Raw genomic sequence first — 21,585 nt, 5'->3', positions numbered from 1 at the left:
CCCTAGTCCGCACGGCCCACGCCGATCGCATCCAGCTGCGCCACGTCGCGCAGCAGCGCCGCCGCGCTGTCCAGCAGCGGCAGCGCGACCAGCGCCCCGCTTCCCTCGCCCAGCCGCATGTCCCATTCCAGCATCGGCGCCAGCCCCAGCGCCGCCAGCGCCGCTGCGTGCCCCGGCTCGGCCGAGCGATGCGCCGCGATCATCGCCCGCGCCGTCCCCGGCGCCAGCCGCTCCGCCACCAGCGCCGCCGCCGTCGCGACATAGCCGTCGATCAACAGGGTCACGCCGGCCCGCGCCCCCTCGGCATAAAATCCCGCCATCGCCGCGATTTCATAGCCGCAGATACCCGCGATCGCCTCGCGGACATCAGCCTCGCCGCGCGCTCGTGCCACCGCACCGGCGGTCACCGCCCGCTTTGCCGCCATCACCGCATCGTCCGCACCCGCCCCGCGCCCCACCGCGGCATCGGCCTCGATCCCCGTAATGAGCGCGGTCAGGCACGCCGCCGGCGTCGTATTCCCGATCCCCATCTCGCCCGCGATCAGCACCGCCGCGCCTTCACCGACCGCGCGGCGCGCCTCCTCGGCGCCCACCGCCCATGCCGCCTCGAACGCGTCGATCGACATCGCAGGCCCCCGCGCAAGGCTCGCCGTCCCGTCACCGACCCGCGCATCGCGGAAAAAGGCCGGCCCATCGGTGGTGCGCGGCCCCGCCACACCGACATCCACCAGCCTGAGCGCACAGTCCTGCGCGGCCGCCAGCGCATTGCTCGTCGCCCGGCCGCTCAGGATCGCCCCGACCATCACCCCCGTCACCGCCGAGGGCCAGGCCGACACGCCATCGTCCACACAGCCATGGTCGCCCGCGAACAACACCAGGCGGCGCGGCCGGGTCTCCGGATCGATCCGCCCCTGGCTCAGCGCCAGCCGCACCGCCACATCCTCCAGCCGGCCCATGGCGCCCCGCGGCTTGGCCAGCGCGTCCAGATGCGCGCGCACCTCCGCCTCGGCGATCATGCCGCCTTCCCCGCCAGCGCCAATATCCGCTCCACCGCCACCACCGCCTCCAGTTCCCCCGCGATCGCATCCAGCGCCGCATCGATCGCCTCGCTCCGGTCCCACCCGTCCGACACCGCCCCGATCACCTCCAGCCAATGCCCCCGCGCGCCCACCCGGTCGAACAGCCCATGGACGTAACAGCCCGCGATCCGCCCATCCTCAGCGGTCGCGCCATCGACGCCGCCATCCTCGAAGCGAAGCAGCGGCGGCGTTCCCGCGTCCACCCGCGTCACCCCGGCATGGATCTCGTACCCGGCAAAGTCGCCCCCGCCGCCGTGCAGCGTGCCCGTCACCGCCCGCACCCGCTTGTCGCGGCCGAGTTCGGTTTCCACCGGCAACAGGCCCAGTCCCGCGACGCTGTCCGCCGCACCCTCGATCCCCTCCGGATCGGACACCCGCCGCCCCAGCATCTGATATCCGCCGCAAATCCCCAGCACCCGGCCGCCACGCCGGACATGCGCGAACAGGTCCACGTCCCACCCCTGCGCGCGCAGGAACGCCAGGTCTGCGATCGTCGCCTTGCTCCCCGGCAGGATCACCAGCGCCGCATCGGCCGGCAAAGGCTGCCCCGGCGGGATCATCGCCAGCCGCACGCCCGGCTCGCTCGCCAGCGCATCGAAATCGTCGAAATTGGCGATCCGCGACAACATCGGCACCGCGATCACCACCCCCTGACCCCCGCCCATCCGGTCGAGCGCCACCGCATCCTCCGCCGGCAACCGCGCCGCCGCGTTCAGCCACGGCACCAGCCCCAGCGCCTCCCACCCGGTCCGCGTCTCGATCGCCGCCATGCCGTCTGCGAACAGCGCCGGGTCGCCGCGGAACTTGTTGATCAGAAACCCGCGTACCATCGCCCCGTCCGCCTCGTCCAGCACCGCGCGCGTGCCGACCAGCGATGCGATCACCCCGCCCCGGTCGATATCGCCCACCAGCACCACCGGCACGCCCGCCGCGCGCGCAAAGCCCATATTGGCGATGTCACCGTCGCGCAGGTTGATCTCCGCCGGACTTCCCGCCCCCTCCACGATCACCAGATCGGCTTGCCCGCGCAACCGGCGATAGGACGCCAGTACCGGCGTCATCAGCCCCGCCTTCGCCTCGCGCCAGCGCCCCGCCTGCACCACGCCCGCGACCCGCCCCTGCACCACCAGTTGCGACGTCCGGTCGGACTGCGGCTTCATCAGCACCGGGTTCATGTCCGTCGTCGGCGGCGTGCGCGCGGCGATCGCCTGCAACGCCTGCGCCCGCCCGATCTCGCCGCCATCCGCGGCGACCGCCGCATTGTTCGACATGTTCTGCGGCTTGAACGGCCGGACCTTCAGCCCCCGGTTGGCAAAGAGCCGGCACAGCCCGGCGACCAGCACCGACTTGCCCACGTCCGACCCCGTCCCCTGCAGCATCACCGCGCCCAAGCGATCACCCCCACCAGCATCCACATCATCAGGCACGCGCCGCGATAGACGCGCAGCGCCCGCCTCAGATCGCCCGCATCCGGCACCGCCCCCTCGCCCAGCACCGCCCGCATCGCCGGCTCGCCATCATAGCATACCGGCCCGCCCAGCCGCCGCCCCAGCACGCCGGCCATCGCGCTCTCCGGCCAACCGCCATTGGGCGAGGCATGTTTGCCCGCATCGCGCAGCATCACCCGCCATCCGCCCCGCCCGACCAGACAGATCAGCAACCCCGCGATCTGCGCCGGCAACCAGTTGATCACATCATCGGCCTTCGCACTCGCCCATCCGAACGCCGCCAGCCTTTCGGTGCGATGCCCCACCATGCTGTCCGCGGTGTTGATCGCCTTGGCCACGAACAGCCCCGGCAAACCGCCGATCAGGAACCAGAAGGCCGGCGCCACCACCCCGTCGCAGAAACTCTCCGCCAGGCTCTCGATCGCCGCCGTCGCCACCCCGCCCTCGTCCAGCGTGTCGGTATCGCGCCCGACGATCATCGCCACCGCGCCGCGCGCCGCCACCAGATCGCCCGCCGCAAGGGGGGTCGCCACCGCCGAAACATGGTCGTGAAGGCTTCGCTGCGCCAACCCCGTCGTGCCCGCCAGTATGACCGCGACCCACCCGAGCATCCCGATCGCCAGCCCGGCCGCGATCGCCAGCCCGATCAGCACCGCCAGCAACACCACGCCCCCGATCCGGCGATGCCGCCGCCAACGCCGCTCGAACGCCGCGATCAGTGCCCCCACCGCCTCCACCGGATGCCGCCACCGCCGCGGATAGCCCAGCACCGCCTCCAGCATCAGGATCGCCAGCAGCGCCGCCGCCTGGTTCATGCGCGCGCGGTCGGCAGGATGAAGCGGTGTCCGCCCGGTGTCCGCCCGATTTCCACCGCGACACCATAGGTCCGGGCGATCAGCGGCGCGGTCAGCACCGCCTCCGCCGCTCCCGCCGCAACGACCCGCCCCCGGTTCAGCAGCACCACATCATCGGCGATCCGTCCCGCCAGATGCAGGTCGTGCAGCACCACCACCACGCCGCGCCCGGCATCCGCCACGGCGCGCAGCCGCGCCAGCACGTCCAGTTGATGCGCCGGGTCCAGGCTCGCCAGCGGCTCGTCGGCCAGCAGCCAGTCCGGCTCCCCCGCCAGCACCCGCGCCAGCAGCGCGCGCCCCCGCTCCCCGCCCGACAGGCGTTCGACGCCGCGCCGGGCCAGATGCTCCACATCGGTCTCGGCCATCGCCCGCGCCACCGCCGCGCGGTCGGCATCGGTCTCGCCCCAGCGCCCCCGATGCGGCAGGCGACCCAACGCGACCAGCGTCGCCACGTCGATGTTCCAGTGCACATCGCCGTCTTGCGGCAGCAGCCCGATCCGCCGTCCCCGCTCGCGCCGGTCGAGCGCCGTCACCCCGTTGCCGTCCAGCGTCACGCGGCCCGCATCCGGCCGCCGCAACCCCGCCACGCAGGACAACAGGCTGCTCTTGCCCGCCCCGTTCGGCCCCAGCAGCGCGGTCACGCGCCCCTGTGCAAACGCGAACGACACCTCATGCAGCACCGGATTGCCGCCCAGCGCCAGCGAGACGCCCTCGATCGCCAGCACGCTCATGCCAGCCCCCGCCGCATGCGGATCAGCAGATACAGGAAGAACGGCCCGCCCAGCATCGACATCGCCACCCCCAGCCTCAGTTCGCTGACCGTCGGCGCGATCCGCACCAGACTGTCGGCCACCGTCACCAGCAGCGCCCCGCCCAGCGCGGAGGGCAGCAGGATCGCCGAGGGGCGATTGCCCGCCAGCGGCCGCACCAGATGCGGCACCATCAGCCCGACAAAGCCGATCACCCCGGCCGTCGCCACGCTCGCCCCCACGGTCAGCGCGGTGCCCGCGATCACCGCCAGTTGCAGCCGCCGGGGATCGACCCCGATCGACCGTGCCGCCGCCTCGCCCAGCGTCAGCGCATCCAGCGACCGCGCCGTCGTCGCCAGCACCGCGATCCCGCCTGCGATCAGCGGCAGCGCGACCTTGACGTCGTCCCAGCTCCGGTCGGTCAGCGCGCCGATCAGCCAGGTGACGATCTCGCTGGCGACGAACGGCGTCGGCGCCAGGCTGATCGCCAGCGTCGTCAGCGATCCCGCGATGCTGGTCAGGATCATGCCCGCCAGCGTGAACAGGATCAGGCTGCCCGACCGCCCGGCGATCAGCGCGAGCAGCGCCATTGTCACGCCTGCCCCGGCCAGCGCGAAGCCCGGCAGCAACCACGCCTGCGCCGCATAGCCGAAGAACAGCGACAAGACCGCCCCCAGCGCCGCGCCGGACGATACGCCGAACAGCCCCGGATCGGCCAGCGGGTTGCGCAGATAGCCTTGCATCACCGCACCCGACAGGCCGAGCGCCGCGCCGACCGCCATCGCCAGCACGGTGCGCGGCAGGCGCAACTCGGCGATGATGATCCCGCGCGGATCGTCCGCGGTCCATGCGCCCCACGGCACCCAGACCTTGCCCGCCGCCACCGACAGCAACGCCGCCGCGATCAACGCCAGCAGCAGAAACAGGCTCAACCGCTTCATCGCCCCAAACCTTTCCGCACCGCACGCAACCGCGCCATCGCTGCGACGATCGTCGGCCCGCCGCAATTCATCAGCCGCGCCGGATAGGGCGCCACCGTGATCCGCTCGCCCAGCCGCCGCACCGCCGGATGCCGCGCCAGCCGGTCGCCGCCGGCCTCCGCCGTGCCCACCGACAGCAACACCCGCGGCGGTCGCGCCACCAGATATTCCAGCGGCAACACGTCCCATTTCTTCAGGCCATAGGCCGCGCTCATGTTGCGGAACCCGCTGCGCGCCAACAGGTCGTCGGACAGGGTTCCCGCTCCCGGCACCAGTCCGCCACCCTGCCAGATCAGCGCCGGCACCTTTACCCCCGCCACCGGCCGCGCCGCCGCCGTGATCGCCCCCGCCAGACGCGCGCCCCGGTCGGCATGGCCGATCGCGGCGGCCATCTCGCGCACCTGCGCCACGCTTTCGTCCACGCTGTCGGGTACCGGATATTGCACCAGCCGGATCTTCATCCGCTTCAACGCCGCGATCGTGGAGGGCGCGACATGGGGGCCGCTCAGCACCAGATCGGGGCGCAGCGCCACCACCTCCTCCGCGGTGCCCGAGGTCGCGTGAAAGCGCCGCGCGAGGTCCAGCGGGATGGAGGAGGCGCGCGCATCCTGCGAATAATGGCTGATCCCGGCGATCTCGGCGGGATCGGCGATGCGCATCAGGATCGCATCGATGCACGGATTGATCGACACGATGCGCAAGGTCCCCGGCACCGGCACCGGCGCCGCCGACACCGTCATCAGGCACGTCGCCGCGCCGATCGCGCGCGCCATGCTCAATATTCGACGCCCTTCTGCGCCTTGAAGCCTGCGTTGTAGGGATGTTTCACCTCGCCGAACTCGGTCACCAGATCGGCGATCTCCAGCAGTTCGGGCTTGGCATGGCGCCCGGTGACGCAGATATGCTTGGTCAGCGGCCGGTCCTTCAGGAACGCGACGATCTCGTCCGCCGGCAACGTCCCGTCGCGCAACACGATGTTCAGTTCGTCCAGGATCACGAAGTCGATCTCGGGGTCGAGGATCATCGCCTTGGACCGTTCCCACGCCGCGCGCGCCGCGCGGATATCCTGCTCGCGGTCCTGCGTGTCCCAGGTGAAGCCTTCGCCCATCACCTCGAAGGTGGCGAGATCGGGATGCGCTTCGAAGAAGTTGCGCTCCCCCGTCTCCCACTTGCCCTTCACATATTGCAGGATGGCGACCTTCATGCCCCAGCCGATGCTGCGGATCGCCATGCCGAAAGCGGAGGACGACTTGCCCTTGCCGTTGCCGGTATGGACGATCAACAGGCCGCGCTCCAGCGTGCGCCTGGCCTGCATCTTCTCGCGCGCCGCCTGCATCCGCTTCATCTTGGCGTTGTGGCGGGCATAGTCCTCGGGCGTATCGGTCATCGCTTGAACTCCTGTAACGCGTCGGCCAGTCGCCGCACCGCGGCCGCGTCTCCGGGCAGGCCGATGCGCAACCGGTCCGGCTGGTCGGCCAGCGGCCGCACCAGGATCGCACGCTCGGCCAGATGGCGGAACAGGCGCCCGGCACCGGGTACCGCGACCAGCCGGAACAACCCCGCCCGCCCCGACACCGCGAACCCGGCTGCATCCAGTACCGCATCCAGCGCCACCGCCGCATCCCCGATCCTGCGCACCTGCTCCACCTGCCACGCCGTGTCGCCATAGGCCTGCGTCCCGATCGTCACCGCCGGCCCGCTCACCGGCCAGTCCCCCAGCAACGCCCGCAAGGCGTCCGCCAGCGCCGGCGCCGCGATGACGAAGCCCAGCCTCACCCCCGGCAACCCATAGAATTTGCCGAACGACCGCAGCACCACCAGCCCCGCGTCATCCATCGCCGCCAGCCCCGGCGCCGGGTCGGCATAGGCCTCGTCCACCACCAGCATGCCGCGCGCCAGCAGGTCGCGGGCGCTCACCGGGTCCAGCCGCCGGCCGTCGGGGTTGGCAGGGCTGGCAAGTATGGTCAGGTCGTGGCCGCCCTGCCCCAGCGCCTCCCACGCGATCGGCACCGCCGCCGGCCACGCGGCCCGGTGCCCGCCATAGCCCGGCACCACCACCGCCGGACGCTCCCCCGGCATCAGCAGCGCCAGCAGCCGCATCGCCAGGTCCGTCCCCGGCACCGCCACCACCGCGCGCGCGCCGGGCACCCCGAACGCGCGCGCCGCCGCCGCCTCCAGCGCCGCCACCGCCCCGCTCTCCGGCAGGCACGCCAGCCCGGTTTCCGCCACCGGATAGGCCCGCGGCGCGATCCCCGTCGACAGGTCGATCCAGTCCTCGCCCCCGAACACAGCCCGCGCCTCCGCCACCCGGCCGCCATGCACGTAGAACGGTGCCAGATCCCCCGCGCCGATCATCGCCTCAATACGCCACCCGCACGCCTACAAACCCCGCCCGCCCCTGCTGACCGTAATCGAGCACCGTCTGGTAGCGTTCGTCGAACAGGTTCTCGATCCGGCCATAGACGGCCAGATTGCCCGTCACCGGCATCGATGCGCGCAGGTCGACCAGCGTGTACCCATCGAGCCGGCGAACATTGGCCGCATCGTTGAAGCTGTCGCCGACACTCGTCACCGTCGCCCCCGTCTCCAGCCCGAACGCCCAGCGGTAATCGGCATTCACCGTCACGCTGTGATCCGGCCGCCGGGCCAGCCGCCGCCCGAAACCGGCGGTGCCCGCCGAGCGATCCTCGGCGTCCAGATAGGTATAGGCCGCACTCAGCCGCAACGCCTCGACCGGCACCAGCGCCAGGGTGAACTCCAGCCCCTGTGACCGTGCCCGCGCGACATTGTCATAGGTACCGAACGGCCGCCCCGCACAGATGCCGGAAAGCGGCGCGGCGCACGACACGAAGGTGATCAGGTCGCGCGAGGTGCGGTGGAACCATGTCGCACTCGCCTCGATCGCACCGTCCAGCGCGCGCTGCGTAATGCCCGCGTCCCAGCCCTTCGACCGTTCGGGATCGAGCAGCGCGTTGCCATATTCGCTCTGCAACTGGTACAGCGTCGGCGCCTTGAACCCTTCCGAATAGCTGCCCCGGAACAGCGTATTGCCGCCATTGGGCGACCAGACGCCGCTGGCCGATACCGTGGTCGCGCCGCCGAACACGTTATGGTCGTCATGGCGCACGCCGCCCGTCACGGTCAGCCCTGCGACGGGCGTCACCGCCAACTGGCCATAGACGCTGAACAGCCGCGCCCGCCCGCGCGTTTCCGGCCCGCCAAAGCTCGTGGTGGTGAACCGCGTCACCTCGCGCTCCGCGCCGAACGTGCCCTGCACCGCGTCGCTCAGGTCGAGCAGCCCCTGATATTCTATACGCTCGTTGCGGCCATTGCCGCGAAACGTCTCGGTCGGCACCCCGTCCGGATCGATGTTGCGCCGCCGCGTCTGCGTATAGGCATAGCCCAGCCGGTTGCGCAGCCGCCCGTCGAACAGCGCCAAGTTCGCGCCGCCATAGCCGACGAACTGCTTCGACGTGCCATATTCGCGCGTATCGCCAAAGGTGAAGGCGGGTGCGGGAAAGCCGTCAATCTCCGTCCGGCCATCCGAATAGAATCCGCGCAGGTCCAGCGACAGGTTGGTGGCAACGTCCACCGTCACGCTGCCATTGGCGCCGTAGTTGCGATATCCGTCGCGCTCGGTCCCGCCGGCAAAGGCGGACAGGCCGTCGCTGGTGAAATACCCGCCGCCAAGGCTCGCCGCGACCGGCCCCGCCTTGCCCGACACGTTCGCGAACACCTGCCCCGTATCGCGCCAGCCCCCTTCCGCGCGCGCGTTGACCGACAGTGCCTCGGTCGGCTGCCGCGTGATCAGGTTCACCACACCGCCGATCGCCTGGCTGCCCCACAGCACCGACTGCGCACCCCGCAGCACCTCGATCCGCGCGATATTCCCCACCAGCAATCCGCCGAAGTTGAACCCGCCGCCGGGCGCCGACGGATCGTTCAGCTTGATGCCGTCGATCAGTGCCACCGTCTGGTCGGTTTCCGCACCGCGGATGCTGACCCCGGTCTGCGTGCCGATCCCGCCGTTGCGGGCGATGGTCACGCCGGGCGTCTGGCGCAGCAGGTCGGCCACCGCCACCGACTGGCGCCGCGTGATCTCGGCGGTGTCCAGCACGCTTATCGCCTGGCCCACCCGGTCGATCGGTTGCGCGGCGCGGTTGGCCGTCACCACGATGCGGTCGTCGGCGCCCTGCACCTGTTCCAGTCCGGCATTGGACTGCGCGCTCTGGCCCCAGGCCGGCAGCGCGGCGAGCAGCACCGGCGCCGCCAATAGATATCGAATCGTCACAGCTCTTGTTTCCCCCTTCGCGTTCGCAACAGGGGGCACGCGCACGGGCGGCGCCGAACAAGCCCCGCTGCACCCACGCCCCCAAAGACGTCGTCACGCGAGGATCATTCCTCGATCGCCCGGCACACCCCGTCCGCGCGAAGGACAGACCGCGACAGGCAGGTCTCCTGGCTCCCGGGTCAGCGCCGCGCCCGGCCTTCCCGGATCAACTCCAGTGGCATGGGGATGGGCGAGGCTCGCCGGTCACAGTTGCGGGGGCAGCTTCGGATCACGCCGGCCCGGTCCGGGCGTCGCTTCCGAATTCCCTTTTCATCCCGTCTCCGGGAACCTGTCACGCTTGCGCCCTTAGGCGGGGGCGGGCACGGGGGCAAGATGGCGACGACGTTGTTCCTCGGGGGTGCCCGCTCGGGCAAGAGCCAGCTGGCCCAGACCGCGGCGGAGCGCTTCGCCGCGCCGCTGATCTACTGCGCGACGGGCCAGGCGTTCGACGACGAGATGGCGGAGCGCATCGCCCGGCACCGTGCCGATCGCGACGCGCGCTGGACGACGATCGACTGCCCGGTCGCGCTGCCCGCGGCGATCCGCGAGGCCGTGGGCGGTGCGATCCTGGTCGATTGCCTGACCCTGTGGCTGACCAACGTCATGCTCGGCGATCACGACGTCGCTGCCGCCCGCGCCGACCTGCTCGCCGCGATCGGCGAAGCGCGCGCGCCGCTGTTCCTCGTCTCCAACGAGGTGGGGCTCGGCCTCGTCCCCGAAACCCCGCTCGGCCGCACCTTTCGCGACGAGGCCGGCCGGCTCAACCAGGCGGTGGCCGCGGTGGTGGAGCGTGCCTATTTCGTCGCCGCCGGTCTGGCGCTGCGCCTGCAGCCGCCCGATATTTGACGTGCGCGACCCCGCCCGCAAAAGAAGATCATGCCCACCGACAAACGCACCACCGGACGACCCACCCGCGAACAGGCGCAGCAGATCAACGACCTGGTCCTCACCGGCGCGCGCGAGGCCTTTTGCTGCCGCGGCATCGACGGCACCTCGATGGAGGAGATCGCCGCTGCCGTCGGCGTCAGCAAGCACACCATCTATCGCCGCTATCCCGGCAAGATGGCGCTCCTCGATGCGGTAGTGACGCGCGACCTTGAGCGACTGGCCGAGGCGTTCGTCGAGGGCGACGGCGCGGAAAATCCCCTCGCCTCGCTGAAGCGCGCCTCGCGCCATTTCTTTGGCTTCTGCCTGTCGCCCGACAATGTCCGCTTCATGGCCTTTCTCACCTCGGAGGCCGCCTATTCGGAGGAGCTGCGCACCCGCTTCGCCGCGTGGAACCGGATCATGTCCGCGCCCATGCTCGACCGCATCCGCCACGCGCAAGCCGCCGGGCTGCTCCGCCAGGCCGATCCGACCTGCCTCTACCATCTGCTGGGCGACCTGCTCGACGGCCCGACCCGGCGCCTCCAATTCGGCCTGCCCGATCCCTTTTGCGGCCTTTCGCCGGATGCGTTTTTCGAGGAACGCTGGCGCGTCTTCCTGCGCGACGCCGCGATCTGAAGGAACGCCGGCCCACGCCGCCGCGTTCGCGCCCGCATGGCCGACGACTTCCTGATCTTCCGTCCCGACGATGTCGACCTCGCACGCTCGCCGCTGCGTCGCGGGATCGCCGAGCCGACCTATGTGCTGGGCGCGTTCAATCCCGGCATGGCGCGATTGCCGAACGGCAACCTGCTGCTGATGGTCCGCATTGCCGAGGCACTGGCGCAGCCGGTGGTGGACGGCCATGTCCGCGCCATCCGCTGGACGCCCGGCGGCTATGTGCTCGACCGCTACCCCCTTGCCGGCGTCGACATGACCGACCCGCGCCAGTTCGCGCTGAAGGGCCATGCCCACCGCATGCTGGCGCTCACCTCGCTGTCCTGGCTGCTGCCGGTCGAACTCACCCCCGATGGCGAGCGCATCGTCGCGGTCCATTACGACAAGGTGATCGAGCCCGCCGCCCCCTATCAGGATTACGGGGTCGAGGATGCCCGGATCAGCCGCATCGCCGATCGCTGGTACATGACCACCTGTTCGGTCTCTGCCGAGCGTCACTGCACCACCCTCCACATCTCCGACAACGGCATAGATTACCGGCTGGAGGGGATCGTCCTCGATCATCAGAACAAGGACATGATCCTGTTCGAAGGGCTGGTCGGCGACCGCTTCATGGCGCTGACCAGGCCTTTGGGAGAGGTGTATTTCGCCTATCCCGAGGACAGCCCCTATGTCGGCGGCCCCGCGATCAACTTCGCCGCCTCCCCCGACGCGCTCCACTGGAAGCCGCTGGAGGCACCCGGCATTCGCGCGCGCAAAGGCTCCACCTCGGCGATGAAGATCGGCGGCGGCACGCAGCCGGTGCTGACCGATGAAGGCTGGCTGACCCTCTATCACGGCGTCGAGCGGCGCGAGACGGTCGGCATCTATCGCAGTTTCTGGGCGCTGCTCGACCGCGACGACCCCACCCGCATCCTGCGGCTGGAGGACGATGCGCCCTTGATTGAGGCCGCACCCGCCCTCACCGCCGACATCGCGCACCAGATGTACCTGCCGACCCCCGTCGTCTTTTCCACCGGGCTGGCCGATGGCGGCGACCATTATCTGGTCGCCAGCGGCGAGGCCGATCTCGCCTGCCGGATGACCCGCCTGCGCAAGGATCGCTTCCGATGAGCATATCGGCCCCGGACGTGACCACGGAAGCACCATGGTGGCGATCCGCCGTCCTGTACCAGATCTATCCCCGCTCGTTTCAGGACAGCGACGGCGACGGCATCGGCGACCTGAACGGCATCGCCGCGCGGCTCGATTATCTGGTCGATCTCGGCGTCGATGCGATCTGGATCTCGCCGATCTTCCCCTCGCCCATGGCCGATTTCGGCTATGACGTGGCGGATTATTGCGGGATCGATCCGCGTTTCGGCACGCTGGCCGATTTCGATGCGCTGCTCGCCGCCGCCCATGCCCGCGGGCTGAAGATACTGCTCGATTTCGTGCCGAACCACAGTTCGGACCAGCATCCCTGGTTTCGCGAAAGTCGCGCGTCGCGCACCAACCCGAAACGCGACTGGTATCTGTGGCGCGACGCCGCACCGGATGGCGGCGTGCCCAACAACTGGATCAGCGATTTCGGCGGCCCCGCCTGGGAATGGGACGAGGCGACCGGCCAATATTACTATCACGCCTTTCTGAAGGAACAGCCAGACCTCAACTGGCGCAACCCGGATGTGCGTGCGGCGATGCTGGACGTGCTGCGCTTCTGGTTCGCTCGCGGCGTCGATGGCTTCCGCATCGACGTGCTGTGGCACATGGTCAAGCACGCCGATTTTCCCGACAATCCGCTGAACCCCGCCTGGCACGTCAGCATGGGCGAGATGCACCGTGTGCTGCAACTCCACTCCACCGACCAGCCCGAGGTGCACGCCATCGCCGGCGACATGCGCCGCATCGCCGACGATTACAGCACCCCCGGCGAGGAGCGCGTGCTGATCGGCGAGATCTACCTGCCGCTCGAACGCCTGATGCACTATTACGGGCAGGACGAAAGCGGCGTCCACCTGCCCTTCAACTTCCAGTTGATCGACGCCCGCTGGGACGCGCGCACGCTGGCGCAGATGATCGCCGATTATGAGGCAGCGCTCCCCCCCGGCGGCTGGCCCAACTGGGTGCTGGGCAACCATGATCGCCCACGCAGCGCCACCAAGCGCGGAGCCGAACAGGCCCGTGTCGCCGCCATGCTGCTGCTCACCCTGCGCGGCACGCCCACCCTTTATTATGGCGACGAACTGGGGCTGGAGGATGCGACCATCCCGCCCGACCGGGTGCAGGACCCGCGCGAGTTGCGCGAACCCGGCCTCGGCCTCGGCCGCGATCCGGTTCGCACACCGATGCCATGGGATGCCGGCCCCCATGCCGGCTTCTCCACCGCCGAACCATGGCTTCCGCTCGGGGCGGACTGGCGGACGCGGAACGTCGCGGCCGAACGGGATGACCCGGCCTCGATGCTGTCGTTGCACCGGGCGTTGCTCGCCCTGCGCCGCCGCCATCCCGCGCTCGGCGTCGGCCAGTTCCGGTTGATCGAGGCGGAGGGCGATGTTCTCGCCTATGAACGCGTCTGCGGCGACGACCGCATCGTCGTCGCGCTCAACCTCGGCACGACGCCGCACCCCGTCATCCTGCCGCCGGGCGCATGGCGCCTGCTGCTGTCCACCACTCCCGACCCCTTCACCGATACCCTCGCGCCCAACCAGGGCGTCATCCTCCAGCCAGAACGGTAACGCCCTTTTCATGAAGATCGCGATGATCGCCCCGATCGCCTGGCGCACCCCGCCGCGCGCCTATGGTCCCTGGGAACTCGTCACCAGCCTGCTGACCGAGGCGCTTGTCGCGCGCGGGGTGGACGTCACCCTGTTTGCCACCCAGGACAGCATCACCGCCGCCACCCTCGCCGGCCCCGTCCCCGCCGCCTATTCCGAAGATCCCTCGATCGACGCCAAGGTATGGGAGATGCGCCATCTCTCCACCGTCTTCGCGCGCGCGGCCGAGTTCGACCTGATCCACAACCAGGCCGACTTCCCCGCCCACGCCTTCGCGCCCCTCGTCTCCACCCCGATGGTCACCACCATCCACGGCTTCTCGTCCGACCGGATCCTGCCGATGTACGCGCCCTATCAGGACCGCGTGCACTATGTCGCGATCTCGAACGCCGACCGCCACCCCGCGCTCCGCTACGCCGCCACCATCCACCACGGCATCCCGGTAGACGACTTCCCCTTCGACCCCGTCGGCAGCGATGACCTCCTCTTCTTCGGCCGCATGCACCCCGACAAGGGCGCCCGCGAAGCGATCGACGCCGCCCGCGCCACCGGCCGTCGCCTCCACATGGCCGGCATCGTCCAGGATCAGGGTTACTGGGACCGCGACGTCCAACCCCATGTTGACGGCACCCGGGTCATCTATCACGGCCCGCTCGGCGGCGAGGACCGCACCCGCGCACTCGGCAACGCCAGGGCGCTTCTCCACCTCATCAACTTCGACGAACCCTTCGGCCTGTCGGTGGTCGAGGCGATGGCCTGCGGCACCCCGGTCATCGCGATCGACCGTGGGTCGATGCCGGAGCTGATCGAAGACGGCGTCAACGGTTTCCTGGTAAAGGACGTGGCGGAAGCGGTAAGGGCGATCGACCGCCTCGACACCATAGACCGCGCCGCCTGCCGCCGCACGGCGGTTGAGCGCTTCTCGATCGACCGCATGGCCGACGCCTATATCGCGCTCTACCGCGACATCCTCGGCACCTGAACCCCTTTCCCCTGCGGGGAGCATCAGGTAAACAGCGCCCCGCGCTGTTTGATTCATGCCGGGGGCATGAACGACCTGATGCTGGAGGGGCCCACTGCCAAAGGCAGTGGGAGGGTGAGGGGCCGCCAAGCAGCGCAGCCTCTACGACCCCAAAACCGCCCGCTCCATCCTTCGGAGCATCGCGGTAAACCCCGCCAGTTCCTCCTCCGAAAACTCGGCAAACAACCGCGCCTCCAGTTCCAGCGCCTTGGGCGCCACCTGTGCGTACAGTTCCTCTCCCGCCGCGGTCAGCATCAACAGGTGCGACCGCCGGTCACCGTCATGCGGCACCCGCGCCACCAGACCGCGATCGGCCAGCGCGATCGCGGCGCGGCTGACCGTCACCTTGTCCATCCGGCTCCGCTCGCAGATCGCCGACTGGGCGATGCGGCCCTCTTCCGCCACGATCGCGACCAGCCGCCATTCGGGAATGCTCAACCCGAAAAGTTGCTCATACGCACTGGCGATATGCCCGCTCACCAGATTGGATGCGATCGACAACCGATAGGGCAGGAAATCGTCCAGCCGCAGCACCGCCGCACCGCCGTCTTGCGATCGTAACATTTGACACCATCCTTCCCGTGCGGCACATTGGTAACCAACGATACCAGATCAGGAGTTGGATGCCATGTCCGTCGAAACGAACCCGCTGGGCCTGGACGGCTTCGCCTTCTGCGAATTCACCTCGCCCGAACCCGAAGCGCTGGCCCGCCAGTTCGAGATGATGGGCTTTGTGCCTGCACATCGCCACCCGACCAAGGCGATCACCCGCTATGTGCAGGGCCGCATCAACCTGCTGCTCAATGCGGAGGAAACCGGCCAGGCCGCCGACTTCCGTGCCGAACATGGCCCGTCGGCCAGCGGCATGGGCTTTCGCGTCACCGATCCGGCCGCGGCGCACGCCCATGCGCTTCAGCACGGCGCGGTCGCGGTCGATCCCTCTGTCGGCGCGCTGGGCGCGGACAGCTTCGCGGTCGAGGGGATCGGCGGCTCCTATCTCTACCTCGTCGCCGCCGGCAGGGACATGTACGCCGACTGGATCGAAATCCCCGGCTGGCAACAGGCGGCACGGGAAAACAGCGTCGGGCTCGACCTGCTCGATCACCTGACCCACAATGTCCGCCGCGGCGAGATGCGCACCTGGTCCAGCTTCTACGGCCGCATCTTCGGCTTCGAGGAGCAGAAATATTTCGACATCAAGGGCAAGGCGACTGGCCTGTTCAGCCAGGCGATGATCGCCCCCGATCAGGCGATCCGCATCCCGCTCAACGAAAGCCAGGACGAGAACAGCCAGATCGAGGAATTCATCCGGCAATATCAGGGCGAGGGCATCCAGCACCTCGCGCTGACCACCGACGACATCTACACCACCGTCGAAAAACTGCGCGAGCGCGGCGTGCGCCTGCAGGACACGATCGAGACCTATTTCGAACTGGTCGACAAGCGTGTCCCTGGCCATGGCGAGGATCTGGAACGCCTTCGCAAGAACCGCATCCTGATCGACGGCTCGGTCGAGCGCGGCGAGGGACTGCTGCTCCAGATCTTCACCGAGAACATGGTCGGCCCGATCTTCTTCGAGATCATCCAGCGCAAGGGCAATGAAGGCTTCGGCAACGGCAATTTCCAGGCGCTGTTCGAGTCCATTGAACTCGATCAAATTCGTCGGGGCGTCATCACCGTCGACGCTTAAGAAAGAAGTGGATCACGCGAAGGCGCGAAGACGCGAAGAGGTACCGTCCCGGGCAAGCGATCGCGTCAGCGATCAAACCGATGCCTGCGGGTCGATATGGGAAGGCCGCTCACGCGGCATACGCATCATCTTCGCGCCTTCGCGTCTTCGCGTGAACAATCTTCTTGCAGGAGATCGGCGATGACCGACTACACCCCCGGCTTCGGCAACCACGTCTCGACGGAGGCCGTGGCCGGCGCCCTCCCCATCGGCCGCAACTCGCCGCAGCGCCCCGCCTTCGGCCTCTATGCCGAGCAACTGTCCGGCACCGCCTTCACCGCGCCGCGTCACGAGAACCGCCGCTCCTGGCTCTACCGAATGCGCCCCACCGCGGAGCATCCGCCGTACACTCGCTACGAGGGCGCCCCCCGCTTCGCTCCCGGCACCGTCGAAGGCCCGCTGCCCCCCAACCGCCTCCGCTGGGACCCCATCGCCGATCCCGCCCCCGGCACCGACTGGCTGGACAGCCTGACGACGATGCTCGCCAACCGCGACCCCGCCGATCTCGAGGGCGTCGCCATCCACCTCTACGCCGCGAACAAGGACATGCACGACCGCGTCTTCATGGACGCGGACGGCGAACTGCTACTCGTCCCCCAGTCCGGCCGCCTCGCGATCTTCTCCGAACTCGGCCGCCTCGACCTCGCCCCCGGCCAGATCGCCCTCATCCCCCGCGGCGTCCGCTTCCGCATCACCCTCCCCGATGGAGCCGCCCGCGGCTATGTCTGCGAAAACCACGGCGCCCTGTTCCGCCTGCCCGATCTCGGCCCGATCGGCGCCAACGGCCTCGCCAATCCCCGCGACTTCGAGACGCCGCACGCCTGGTATGAGGATCGGGATACCCCCACACAGGTCGTCCAGAAATATCTCGGTCATCTGTGGACGACCCAACTCGATCACAGTCCGCTCGACGTCGTCGCGTGGCACGGCAATCTTGCGCCCTGGCGCTATGACCTGTCGCGCTTCAACACGATCGGCACGGTCAGCTTCGACCATCCCGATCCGTCGATCTTCACGCTCCTGACCTCGCCCTCCGACGTGCCCGGCCGCGCCAATGCCGATTTCGTCCTGTTTCCGCCGCGCTGGATGGTGGCGGAGGATACGTTCCGCCCGCCCTGGTTCCACCGCAACGTCATGTCCGAGGCGATGGGCCTCATCACCGGCGCCTATGATGCCAAGGCGGAAGGGTTTCAGCCCGGTGGCCTCTCGCTCCACAACCTCATGGCCGGCCACGGGCCGGACCTCGCCAGTTGGCAGGGCGCCTCGCATGCCGCATTGAAACCGCACAAGATCGACGGCACGATGGCGTTCATGCTGGAAAGCTGCTGGCCCTATCGCCCCACCCGCTTCGCGCAGGATCATGCGCAGCTCGATTACGATGCGGTGTGGAAGGACTTCCCCAAGGCCCGGCTGCCGTGACCCTGCGGCTGCACGGCTATTGGCGCTCCAGCGCCGCCTACCGTGTCCGCCTCGCGCTCGGGCTGAAGGGGCTGGCCTATGAACAGGTCCCGCACGACCTGCGCACCGGCGCGCAGGCCACACCCGACTACCGCACACTGAATCCGCAGGCGCTGCTGCCGACGCTGGAGGCGGACGGCCTGGTCCTGACGCAAAGCCCCGCCATTCTGGAATGGCTGGACGAGCGCTTTCCCGATCCCCCGCTGCTGCCCGCCGACCCCGATGCGCGCGCCGTCGTTCGCGCCATGGCGGCGATCGTCGCCTGCGACATCCATCCGGTGAACAATCTGCGCATCCTCTCCGCGCTTCGCCGCGACTTCGACGCACAGGATGTCGCGGTCTCGCGCTGGATACGCCGCTGGATCACCCAGGGCTTCGAAGCGCTGGAGGTGATGATCGCCCGTCACGGCGGCGGTTTCGCCTATGGCGACACGCCGACGATCGCCGACTGCCACCTGCTCCCCCAGGTCTATAACGCACTGCGCTTCGACCTCGACCTCGCCCCCTTCCCCCTCCTCGCCGCCGCCGCCGCAAAACTCGACGCCCGCGTGCCGCAAGCCCATCCCGACGCGCAGCCGGACGCGCCATGAACGACAGCGGCGCAAGCGAAACGCGCCTGACCGCCACCCCCGCCGGTGTTCGCCTGGGGCCGCTCGACACCATCGCGGACGGCGCCGCCCGCAACTTCGTCCTCCAGATGCGCGCCGGCCGGTTCCACGGCTTCATCGTCCGCCGCGGCGATGCCGTGCATGGCTATGTCGATCGCTGCCCGCACATGGGCCTGCCCCTCGCACAGGCGCTCGACGCCTATCTGACGCCTGACGGCACCCATATCGCCTGCTCCTGGCACGGCGCCGTCTTTGCGGTGGAGAATGGACTTTGCCTCGGCGGCCCGTGCACGGGCCAGCGGCTGACGCCGTGGCCCGTTACCGTTACTGATGGCCAGATCGTCACCGCCACCAGCGACCGGGATTGATCGCGCGGCAACGATGGTGCAGCTTGGGGCGTTGTTATCGCAACCCGATACGAAAGGACGCCGTGAGCATGCTCTCCATCCTCCTTTTCGCCGCCGCCGCCGGTCAGGCCGCCGACCAGCCTCCCGAATTCGGCATCGATGCGCCCACACCGAATATGTGGCAGGGCATTCAATATTATCCGACGCTCTACACCCAGGGCGATGACCGCGCCTTTCGCCGCCGCATGCTGGCCTTTCGCGAGGAAGCGTTGCAGCAACAGGCGCTCGACGGCGGCACGCTGACCGCCGAACATCGCGCCGAATTGCAGCGCAAGCTCGATCGCATCCACTTCCGCTACGCCGAACGTCGCCGGCGGGCCGACATATTGGCGGTGGATAGCAATGGTCGCGCGGTCTATTCGGCCGCGACGCGTCCGACCTTTGTGCAACCCCCGGGGCTGCGCCTGACCCGCGTGGCGAACTGACCGTCGGTCAGCGCGCCACCATCGGCCGTTCGTCCCGCCGCAGCGTCAGGACCTCGACGCCGTCCTTCGTGACCGCGACCGTATGCTCGAACTGTGCCGAGAGCTTGCCGTCGCCGGTCACCACCGTCCAGCCATCGTCCATGGTGGACACCTTGCGCGTGCCCTGGTTGATCATCGGCTCGACGGTAAAGGTCATCCCCTCGCGCAGCGGCGCGCCCGTACCCGGCCGCCCGAAGTTCAGCACATCGGGCGCCTCGTGCATCTCGCGGCCGATGCCATGGCCGCAAAAGTCGCGCACCACCGAATAGCCGTTCTTCTTGGCATGCCGCTCGATCGCAAAGCCGATATCGCCCACATGCGCGCCCGGTCGCACCTGCGCAATGCCCTTCCACATCGCCTCCTGCGCGACCCGCACCAGCCGTTTCGCGCCCGGTGACACCTCACCGACCATGTAGGTCTTGCTGGCGTCGGCAATGAACCCGTTCTTCTCCAGCGTGATGTCCAGGTTGATGATGTCGCCGTCCCGGATGATCGTCGCCGCATCTGGCACGCCGTGGCACACCACTGCGTTGATCGAACAGTTCAGCACATAGGCAAAGCCATATTGCCCCTTGCTCGCCGGCCGTGCCGCCAGATCATGGGTGATGAAGCGGTCCACCATGTCGTTCACTGCCAGCGTCGACATGCCCGCCAGATCCTGGCCGTCCAGCATCTCGAACACCGATGCCAGCAACCGGCCGGACGTGCGCATCAACGCCAGTTCGTCGGGGGTCTTCACCATATCAGGCCGCCACCGCCCGCACGCCGCCAACCTGTGCGGCCTCGACCTGCATTCTCATGATTTCGTTGAACGAAAGCGTGGGATTGCACTCGGCGATCATGCCCACCTTCATCCAGAACTCCGCCTGCGCATTGATCGACCTGCACATCACAGCGCTCGCCCGACGCGCCTCTTCATGCAGGTCGTCGTCGATCTTCACGATACCCATGCCAATTTGCCCCTCTATATGGAACATATACGTTTCATATATTCGAGGTCAATCCGCCATGCCCCCTGCCGTCCCTCCCCATCGCAGAGGTCAGGAGGTCCCGTGAGGACCAAGCCCGATCCGACACCATCAGGTTCGGAGCTGATCGCGCCGATCCGCGGGATGAAACGTGATCCCGTGTACGGGAGCATGTCAGACGCAAAGATGGATCACCCACCGGCGGCGCGCCAGGCACAGCTGTCACCCGCCAATGGCCGCGCGACCTTGCGCGTCAGGCGCGCACCACCTGGCCGACGCGTCCGCCATTTCGCCGGACCGTACCCCGTGATGGCCGGACGGCTGCGGCCTAGGCCGTCAACTCGGCCTGTGCCACCGCCTGCAGACGCTCCATCAGTTGCGGCTCCAGCCCCAGGTCGCGTCCGGCACGCTCGTTGCGGCCCAGCGTGCGAACGTCGACCCCGGTCACCCGTCCGAAGATCGTCAGCGCTTCCAGATAATAGCCCGCCGCGCTCGCATGATACTGGTCCCAGGTCCACAGATCGACCTGCCCGAAGGCGATGCCGTCATAGGGATTGGGATCGGCGATCCGGTCGCGCATCGCCCGCGTCCATGCCTGTCCCACTGGAATCGCGCCGGCAATATCGGAACTGGCGCGCACCGCCAGCGCGTTGCCCGCCGCCAGTGTCTCGGCCATCGCGGCATAGCCCTGCCCCCGCCACGGACTGGGGTGGCGATAGGTCAGGTCGGCGCGGCTCCACGTCGTCACCAGCTCGACGCGCACCTTGGAGTTGGCGCGCTTCACCATGGCGGCCAGTTGCGCGGCCGCCCCGGCATGACGCATCGGGTCGCCGGGCTTTTCCGGGTCCAGCGTGCTATACCCTTGCAGGATCACCGCGTCCCAGCGACGGTCGATCTGCCGCTGCTTATGTTCGAAATGATAAGCCAGATCCTTGCCCGGCACCGTCTCCAGGCTGACCTTCCAGTCGAGCTTCGCCTGCTCGGCAAAGGTCTTGAACAGCGCCGGCACGCCGCCGATCCCCTCCCGGTTCAGGTCGGTCACCGCATCGGGGCGGTAGCGCATCACCGGCGAATTCGCGCCAAAGGTAAAGCTGTTGCCGACGAACAGGATCGTCTCCGCCGCCGCCGGCGTGGCAATCAGCGCACCCAGCGCGGCAACGATGATCCCGATCCTCATGGCATCCCCCAAACC

23 protein-coding genes and 1 riboswitch are annotated in these 21,585 nt (G+C 68.9%); of the genes, 10 read left to right on the top strand and 13 right to left on the bottom strand.

All coding sequences use genetic code 11. The annotated features are described in order from the left end of the window. Nucleotides 1-2: 2 nt before the first annotated feature. From cobT to NPJ82_RS06205, 9 genes are read right to left on the bottom strand one after another with little or no spacing between them, the layout of a single operon-like run. Entirely contained in the window at nt 3-1,016 is a 1,014-nt protein-coding gene (gene cobT, locus NPJ82_RS06245; protein WP_342658713.1) for a nicotinate-nucleotide--dimethylbenzimidazole phosphoribosyltransferase, read from the bottom strand. Then, the gene (locus tag NPJ82_RS06240) at nt 1,013-2,470 is read right to left on the bottom strand and encodes a cobyric acid synthase (RefSeq protein ID WP_342658712.1); all 1,458 of its coding nucleotides are present in this window, start codon (nt 2,468-2,470) and stop codon (nt 1,013-1,015) included. Before NPJ82_RS06240 ends, cobT begins: the two co-directional genes overlap by 4 nt. Beyond that, nucleotides 2,458-3,342 (bottom strand): adenosylcobinamide-phosphate synthase CbiB, encoded by an 885-nt coding sequence (gene cbiB / locus NPJ82_RS06235; protein WP_342658711.1) that lies wholly within the window; start codon nt 3,340-3,342, stop codon nt 2,458-2,460. The genes NPJ82_RS06240 and cbiB overlap by 13 nt, the downstream gene beginning before the upstream one ends. Continuing rightward, complete coding sequence (locus NPJ82_RS06230) at nt 3,339-4,112, bottom strand: ABC transporter ATP-binding protein (protein WP_342658710.1); 774 nt, start codon at nt 4,110-4,112, stop codon at nt 3,339-3,341. Before NPJ82_RS06230 ends, cbiB begins: the two co-directional genes overlap by 4 nt. Then, on the bottom strand, nt 4,109-5,071 hold the full coding sequence (locus tag NPJ82_RS06225; protein WP_149681759.1) for an iron ABC transporter permease: 963 nt from the start codon (nt 5,069-5,071) through the stop codon (nt 4,109-4,111). Before NPJ82_RS06225 ends, NPJ82_RS06230 begins: the two co-directional genes overlap by 4 nt. Next, nucleotides 5,068-5,883, bottom strand: coding sequence for an ABC transporter substrate-binding protein (locus tag NPJ82_RS06220; protein WP_342658709.1), 816 nt, complete (start codon nt 5,881-5,883; stop codon nt 5,068-5,070). Before NPJ82_RS06220 ends, NPJ82_RS06225 begins: the two co-directional genes overlap by 4 nt. Nucleotides 5,884-5,885: 2 nt before the next feature. After that, nucleotides 5,886-6,497 (bottom strand): cob(I)yrinic acid a,c-diamide adenosyltransferase, encoded by a 612-nt coding sequence (gene cobO, locus NPJ82_RS06215; protein WP_149681760.1) that lies wholly within the window; start codon nt 6,495-6,497, stop codon nt 5,886-5,888. Next, nucleotides 6,494-7,465: an aminotransferase class I/II-fold pyridoxal phosphate-dependent enzyme gene (locus tag NPJ82_RS06210; protein ID WP_342658708.1), complete on the bottom strand. Its 972-nt coding sequence runs from the start codon at nt 7,463-7,465 to the stop codon at nt 6,494-6,496. The genes cobO and NPJ82_RS06210 overlap by 4 nt, the downstream gene beginning before the upstream one ends. A gap of 4 nt (nt 7,466-7,469) precedes the next feature. Then, nucleotides 7,470-9,401 carry a TonB-dependent receptor gene (locus NPJ82_RS06205; RefSeq protein WP_342658707.1) on the bottom strand — a complete coding sequence of 644 codons (1,932 nt, stop codon included), beginning with the start codon at nt 9,399-9,401 and terminating at the stop codon, nt 7,470-7,472. 139 nt (nt 9,402-9,540) lie between these two features. Continuing rightward, a riboswitch (cobalamin riboswitch) is annotated at nt 9,541-9,748 on the bottom strand. 25 nt (nt 9,749-9,773) lie between these two features. Here NPJ82_RS06205 and cobU point away from each other — a divergent pair. Genes cobU through NPJ82_RS06180 form a run of 5 tightly spaced genes read left to right on the top strand, consistent with a single transcriptional unit; the run spans nt 9,774 to nt 14,720 of the window. Then, nucleotides 9,774-10,286, top strand: a complete 513-nt coding sequence (gene cobU / locus NPJ82_RS06200; protein WP_342658706.1) for a bifunctional adenosylcobinamide kinase/adenosylcobinamide-phosphate guanylyltransferase — start codon at nt 9,774-9,776, stop codon at nt 10,284-10,286. Nucleotides 10,287-10,316: 30 nt separating this feature from the next. Beyond that, nucleotides 10,317-10,943: a TetR/AcrR family transcriptional regulator gene (locus NPJ82_RS06195; RefSeq protein ID WP_149681764.1), complete on the top strand. Its 627-nt coding sequence runs from the start codon at nt 10,317-10,319 to the stop codon at nt 10,941-10,943. Between the two features lie 36 nt (nt 10,944-10,979). Next, nucleotides 10,980-12,095 carry a glycosidase gene (locus NPJ82_RS06190; protein WP_342658705.1) on the top strand — a complete coding sequence of 372 codons (1,116 nt, stop codon included), beginning with the start codon at nt 10,980-10,982 and terminating at the stop codon, nt 12,093-12,095. Next, nucleotides 12,092-13,699: an alpha-amylase family glycosyl hydrolase gene (locus NPJ82_RS06185; RefSeq protein WP_342658704.1), complete on the top strand. Its 1,608-nt coding sequence runs from the start codon at nt 12,092-12,094 to the stop codon at nt 13,697-13,699. The genes NPJ82_RS06190 and NPJ82_RS06185 overlap by 4 nt, the downstream gene beginning before the upstream one ends. 10 nt (nt 13,700-13,709) lie before the next feature. Further along, complete coding sequence (locus NPJ82_RS06180) at nt 13,710-14,720, top strand: glycosyltransferase family 4 protein (protein WP_342658703.1); 1,011 nt, start codon at nt 13,710-13,712, stop codon at nt 14,718-14,720. Nucleotides 14,721-14,861: 141 nt separating this feature from the next. On the opposite strand, the gene NPJ82_RS06175 is transcribed toward NPJ82_RS06180, so the two are convergent. Further along, nucleotides 14,862-15,323, bottom strand: a complete 462-nt coding sequence (locus tag NPJ82_RS06175) for a MarR family transcriptional regulator (RefSeq protein WP_342658702.1) — start codon at nt 15,321-15,323, stop codon at nt 14,862-14,864. Between the two features lie 64 nt (nt 15,324-15,387). On the opposite strand from NPJ82_RS06175, the gene hppD reads away from it, so the two are divergent. The 5 genes from hppD to NPJ82_RS06150 all read left to right on the top strand — a co-directional run bounded on the left by hppD (nt 15,388) and on the right by NPJ82_RS06150 (nt 19,386). Beyond that, entirely contained in the window at nt 15,388-16,449 is a 1,062-nt protein-coding gene (gene hppD / locus NPJ82_RS06170) for a 4-hydroxyphenylpyruvate dioxygenase (RefSeq protein ID WP_342658701.1), read from the top strand. A 180-nt stretch (nt 16,450-16,629) separates the two neighbouring features. Beyond that, nucleotides 16,630-17,907: a homogentisate 1,2-dioxygenase gene (gene hmgA / locus NPJ82_RS06165; protein ID WP_342658700.1), complete on the top strand. Its 1,278-nt coding sequence runs from the start codon at nt 16,630-16,632 to the stop codon at nt 17,905-17,907. Continuing rightward, nucleotides 17,904-18,536: a maleylacetoacetate isomerase gene (maiA, locus tag NPJ82_RS06160; protein ID WP_342658699.1), complete on the top strand. Its 633-nt coding sequence runs from the start codon at nt 17,904-17,906 to the stop codon at nt 18,534-18,536. Before hmgA ends, maiA begins: the two co-directional genes overlap by 4 nt. Continuing rightward, nucleotides 18,533-18,922 (top strand): Rieske (2Fe-2S) protein, encoded by a 390-nt coding sequence (locus tag NPJ82_RS06155; protein WP_342658698.1) that lies wholly within the window; start codon nt 18,533-18,535, stop codon nt 18,920-18,922. Before maiA ends, NPJ82_RS06155 begins: the two co-directional genes overlap by 4 nt. A gap of 68 nt (nt 18,923-18,990) precedes the next feature. Then, nucleotides 18,991-19,386, top strand: a complete 396-nt coding sequence (locus NPJ82_RS06150; RefSeq protein WP_112382603.1) for a hypothetical protein — start codon at nt 18,991-18,993, stop codon at nt 19,384-19,386. Between the two features lie 7 nt (nt 19,387-19,393). On the opposite strand, the gene map is transcribed toward NPJ82_RS06150, so the two are convergent. From map to NPJ82_RS06135, 3 genes are all read right to left on the bottom strand, one after another. Further along, complete coding sequence (gene map, locus NPJ82_RS06145) at nt 19,394-20,167, bottom strand: type I methionyl aminopeptidase (protein WP_342658697.1); 774 nt, start codon at nt 20,165-20,167, stop codon at nt 19,394-19,396. A 1-nt stretch (nt 20,168) separates the two neighbouring features. Then, nucleotides 20,169-20,375, bottom strand: a complete 207-nt coding sequence (locus NPJ82_RS06140; protein WP_342658696.1) for a ParD-like family protein — start codon at nt 20,373-20,375, stop codon at nt 20,169-20,171. A 346-nt stretch (nt 20,376-20,721) separates the two neighbouring features. Beyond that, nucleotides 20,722-21,570, bottom strand: a complete 849-nt coding sequence (locus NPJ82_RS06135; protein WP_342658695.1) for a PEP-CTERM sorting domain-containing protein — start codon at nt 21,568-21,570, stop codon at nt 20,722-20,724. Between the last annotated feature and the right edge of the window lie 15 nt (nt 21,571-21,585).

The organism is Sphingomonas sp. NY01 (genome assembly GCF_038809135.1).
GTDB lineage: Bacteria > Pseudomonadota > Alphaproteobacteria > Sphingomonadales > Sphingomonadaceae > Sphingomonas > Sphingomonas carotinifaciens.
Note: the sequence above shows the minus strand (reverse complement) of the source record. Positions and strands in the feature narration are given on the sequence as shown.

Excerpts from the sequence above, each read along its gene's own strand:
- cobT (WP_342658713.1), bottom strand. The coding sequence starts at position 1,016 with ATGATCGCCGAGGCGGAGGTGCGCGCGCATCTGGACGCGCTGGCCAAG.
- cbiB (WP_342658711.1), bottom strand. The coding sequence starts at position 3,342 with ATGAACCAGGCGGCGGCGCTGCTGGCGATCCTGATGCTGGAGGCGGTG.
- NPJ82_RS06230 (WP_342658710.1), bottom strand. The coding sequence starts at position 4,112 with ATGAGCGTGCTGGCGATCGAGGGCGTCTCGCTGGCGCTGGGCGGCAAT.
- NPJ82_RS06225 (WP_149681759.1), bottom strand. The coding sequence starts at position 5,071 with ATGAAGCGGTTGAGCCTGTTTCTGCTGCTGGCGTTGATCGCGGCGGCG.
- NPJ82_RS06220 (WP_342658709.1), bottom strand. The coding sequence starts at position 5,883 with ATGGCGCGCGCGATCGGCGCGGCGACGTGCCTGATGACGGTGTCGGCG.
- cobO (WP_149681760.1), bottom strand. The coding sequence starts at position 6,497 with ATGACCGATACGCCCGAGGACTATGCCCGCCACAACGCCAAGATGAAG.
- NPJ82_RS06210 (WP_342658708.1), bottom strand. The coding sequence starts at position 7,465 with ATGATCGGCGCGGGGGATCTGGCACCGTTCTACGTGCATGGCGGCCGG.
- cobU (WP_342658706.1), top strand. The coding sequence starts at position 9,774 with ATGGCGACGACGTTGTTCCTCGGGGGTGCCCGCTCGGGCAAGAGCCAG.
- NPJ82_RS06195 (WP_149681764.1), top strand. The coding sequence starts at position 10,317 with ATGCCCACCGACAAACGCACCACCGGACGACCCACCCGCGAACAGGCG.
- NPJ82_RS06190 (WP_342658705.1), top strand. The coding sequence starts at position 10,980 with ATGGCCGACGACTTCCTGATCTTCCGTCCCGACGATGTCGACCTCGCA.
- NPJ82_RS06185 (WP_342658704.1), top strand. The coding sequence starts at position 12,092 with ATGAGCATATCGGCCCCGGACGTGACCACGGAAGCACCATGGTGGCGA.
- NPJ82_RS06180 (WP_342658703.1), top strand. The coding sequence starts at position 13,710 with ATGAAGATCGCGATGATCGCCCCGATCGCCTGGCGCACCCCGCCGCGC.
- NPJ82_RS06175 (WP_342658702.1), bottom strand. The coding sequence starts at position 15,323 with ATGTTACGATCGCAAGACGGCGGTGCGGCGGTGCTGCGGCTGGACGAT.
- hppD (WP_342658701.1), top strand. The coding sequence starts at position 15,388 with ATGTCCGTCGAAACGAACCCGCTGGGCCTGGACGGCTTCGCCTTCTGC.
- hmgA (WP_342658700.1), top strand. The coding sequence starts at position 16,630 with ATGACCGACTACACCCCCGGCTTCGGCAACCACGTCTCGACGGAGGCC.
- NPJ82_RS06155 (WP_342658698.1), top strand. The coding sequence starts at position 18,533 with ATGAACGACAGCGGCGCAAGCGAAACGCGCCTGACCGCCACCCCCGCC.
- NPJ82_RS06150 (WP_112382603.1), top strand. The coding sequence starts at position 18,991 with ATGCTCTCCATCCTCCTTTTCGCCGCCGCCGCCGGTCAGGCCGCCGAC.
- map (WP_342658697.1), bottom strand. The coding sequence starts at position 20,167 with ATGGTGAAGACCCCCGACGAACTGGCGTTGATGCGCACGTCCGGCCGG.
- NPJ82_RS06140 (WP_342658696.1), bottom strand. The coding sequence starts at position 20,375 with ATGGGTATCGTGAAGATCGACGACGACCTGCATGAAGAGGCGCGTCGG.
- NPJ82_RS06135 (WP_342658695.1), bottom strand. The coding sequence starts at position 21,570 with ATGAGGATCGGGATCATCGTTGCCGCGCTGGGTGCGCTGATTGCCACG.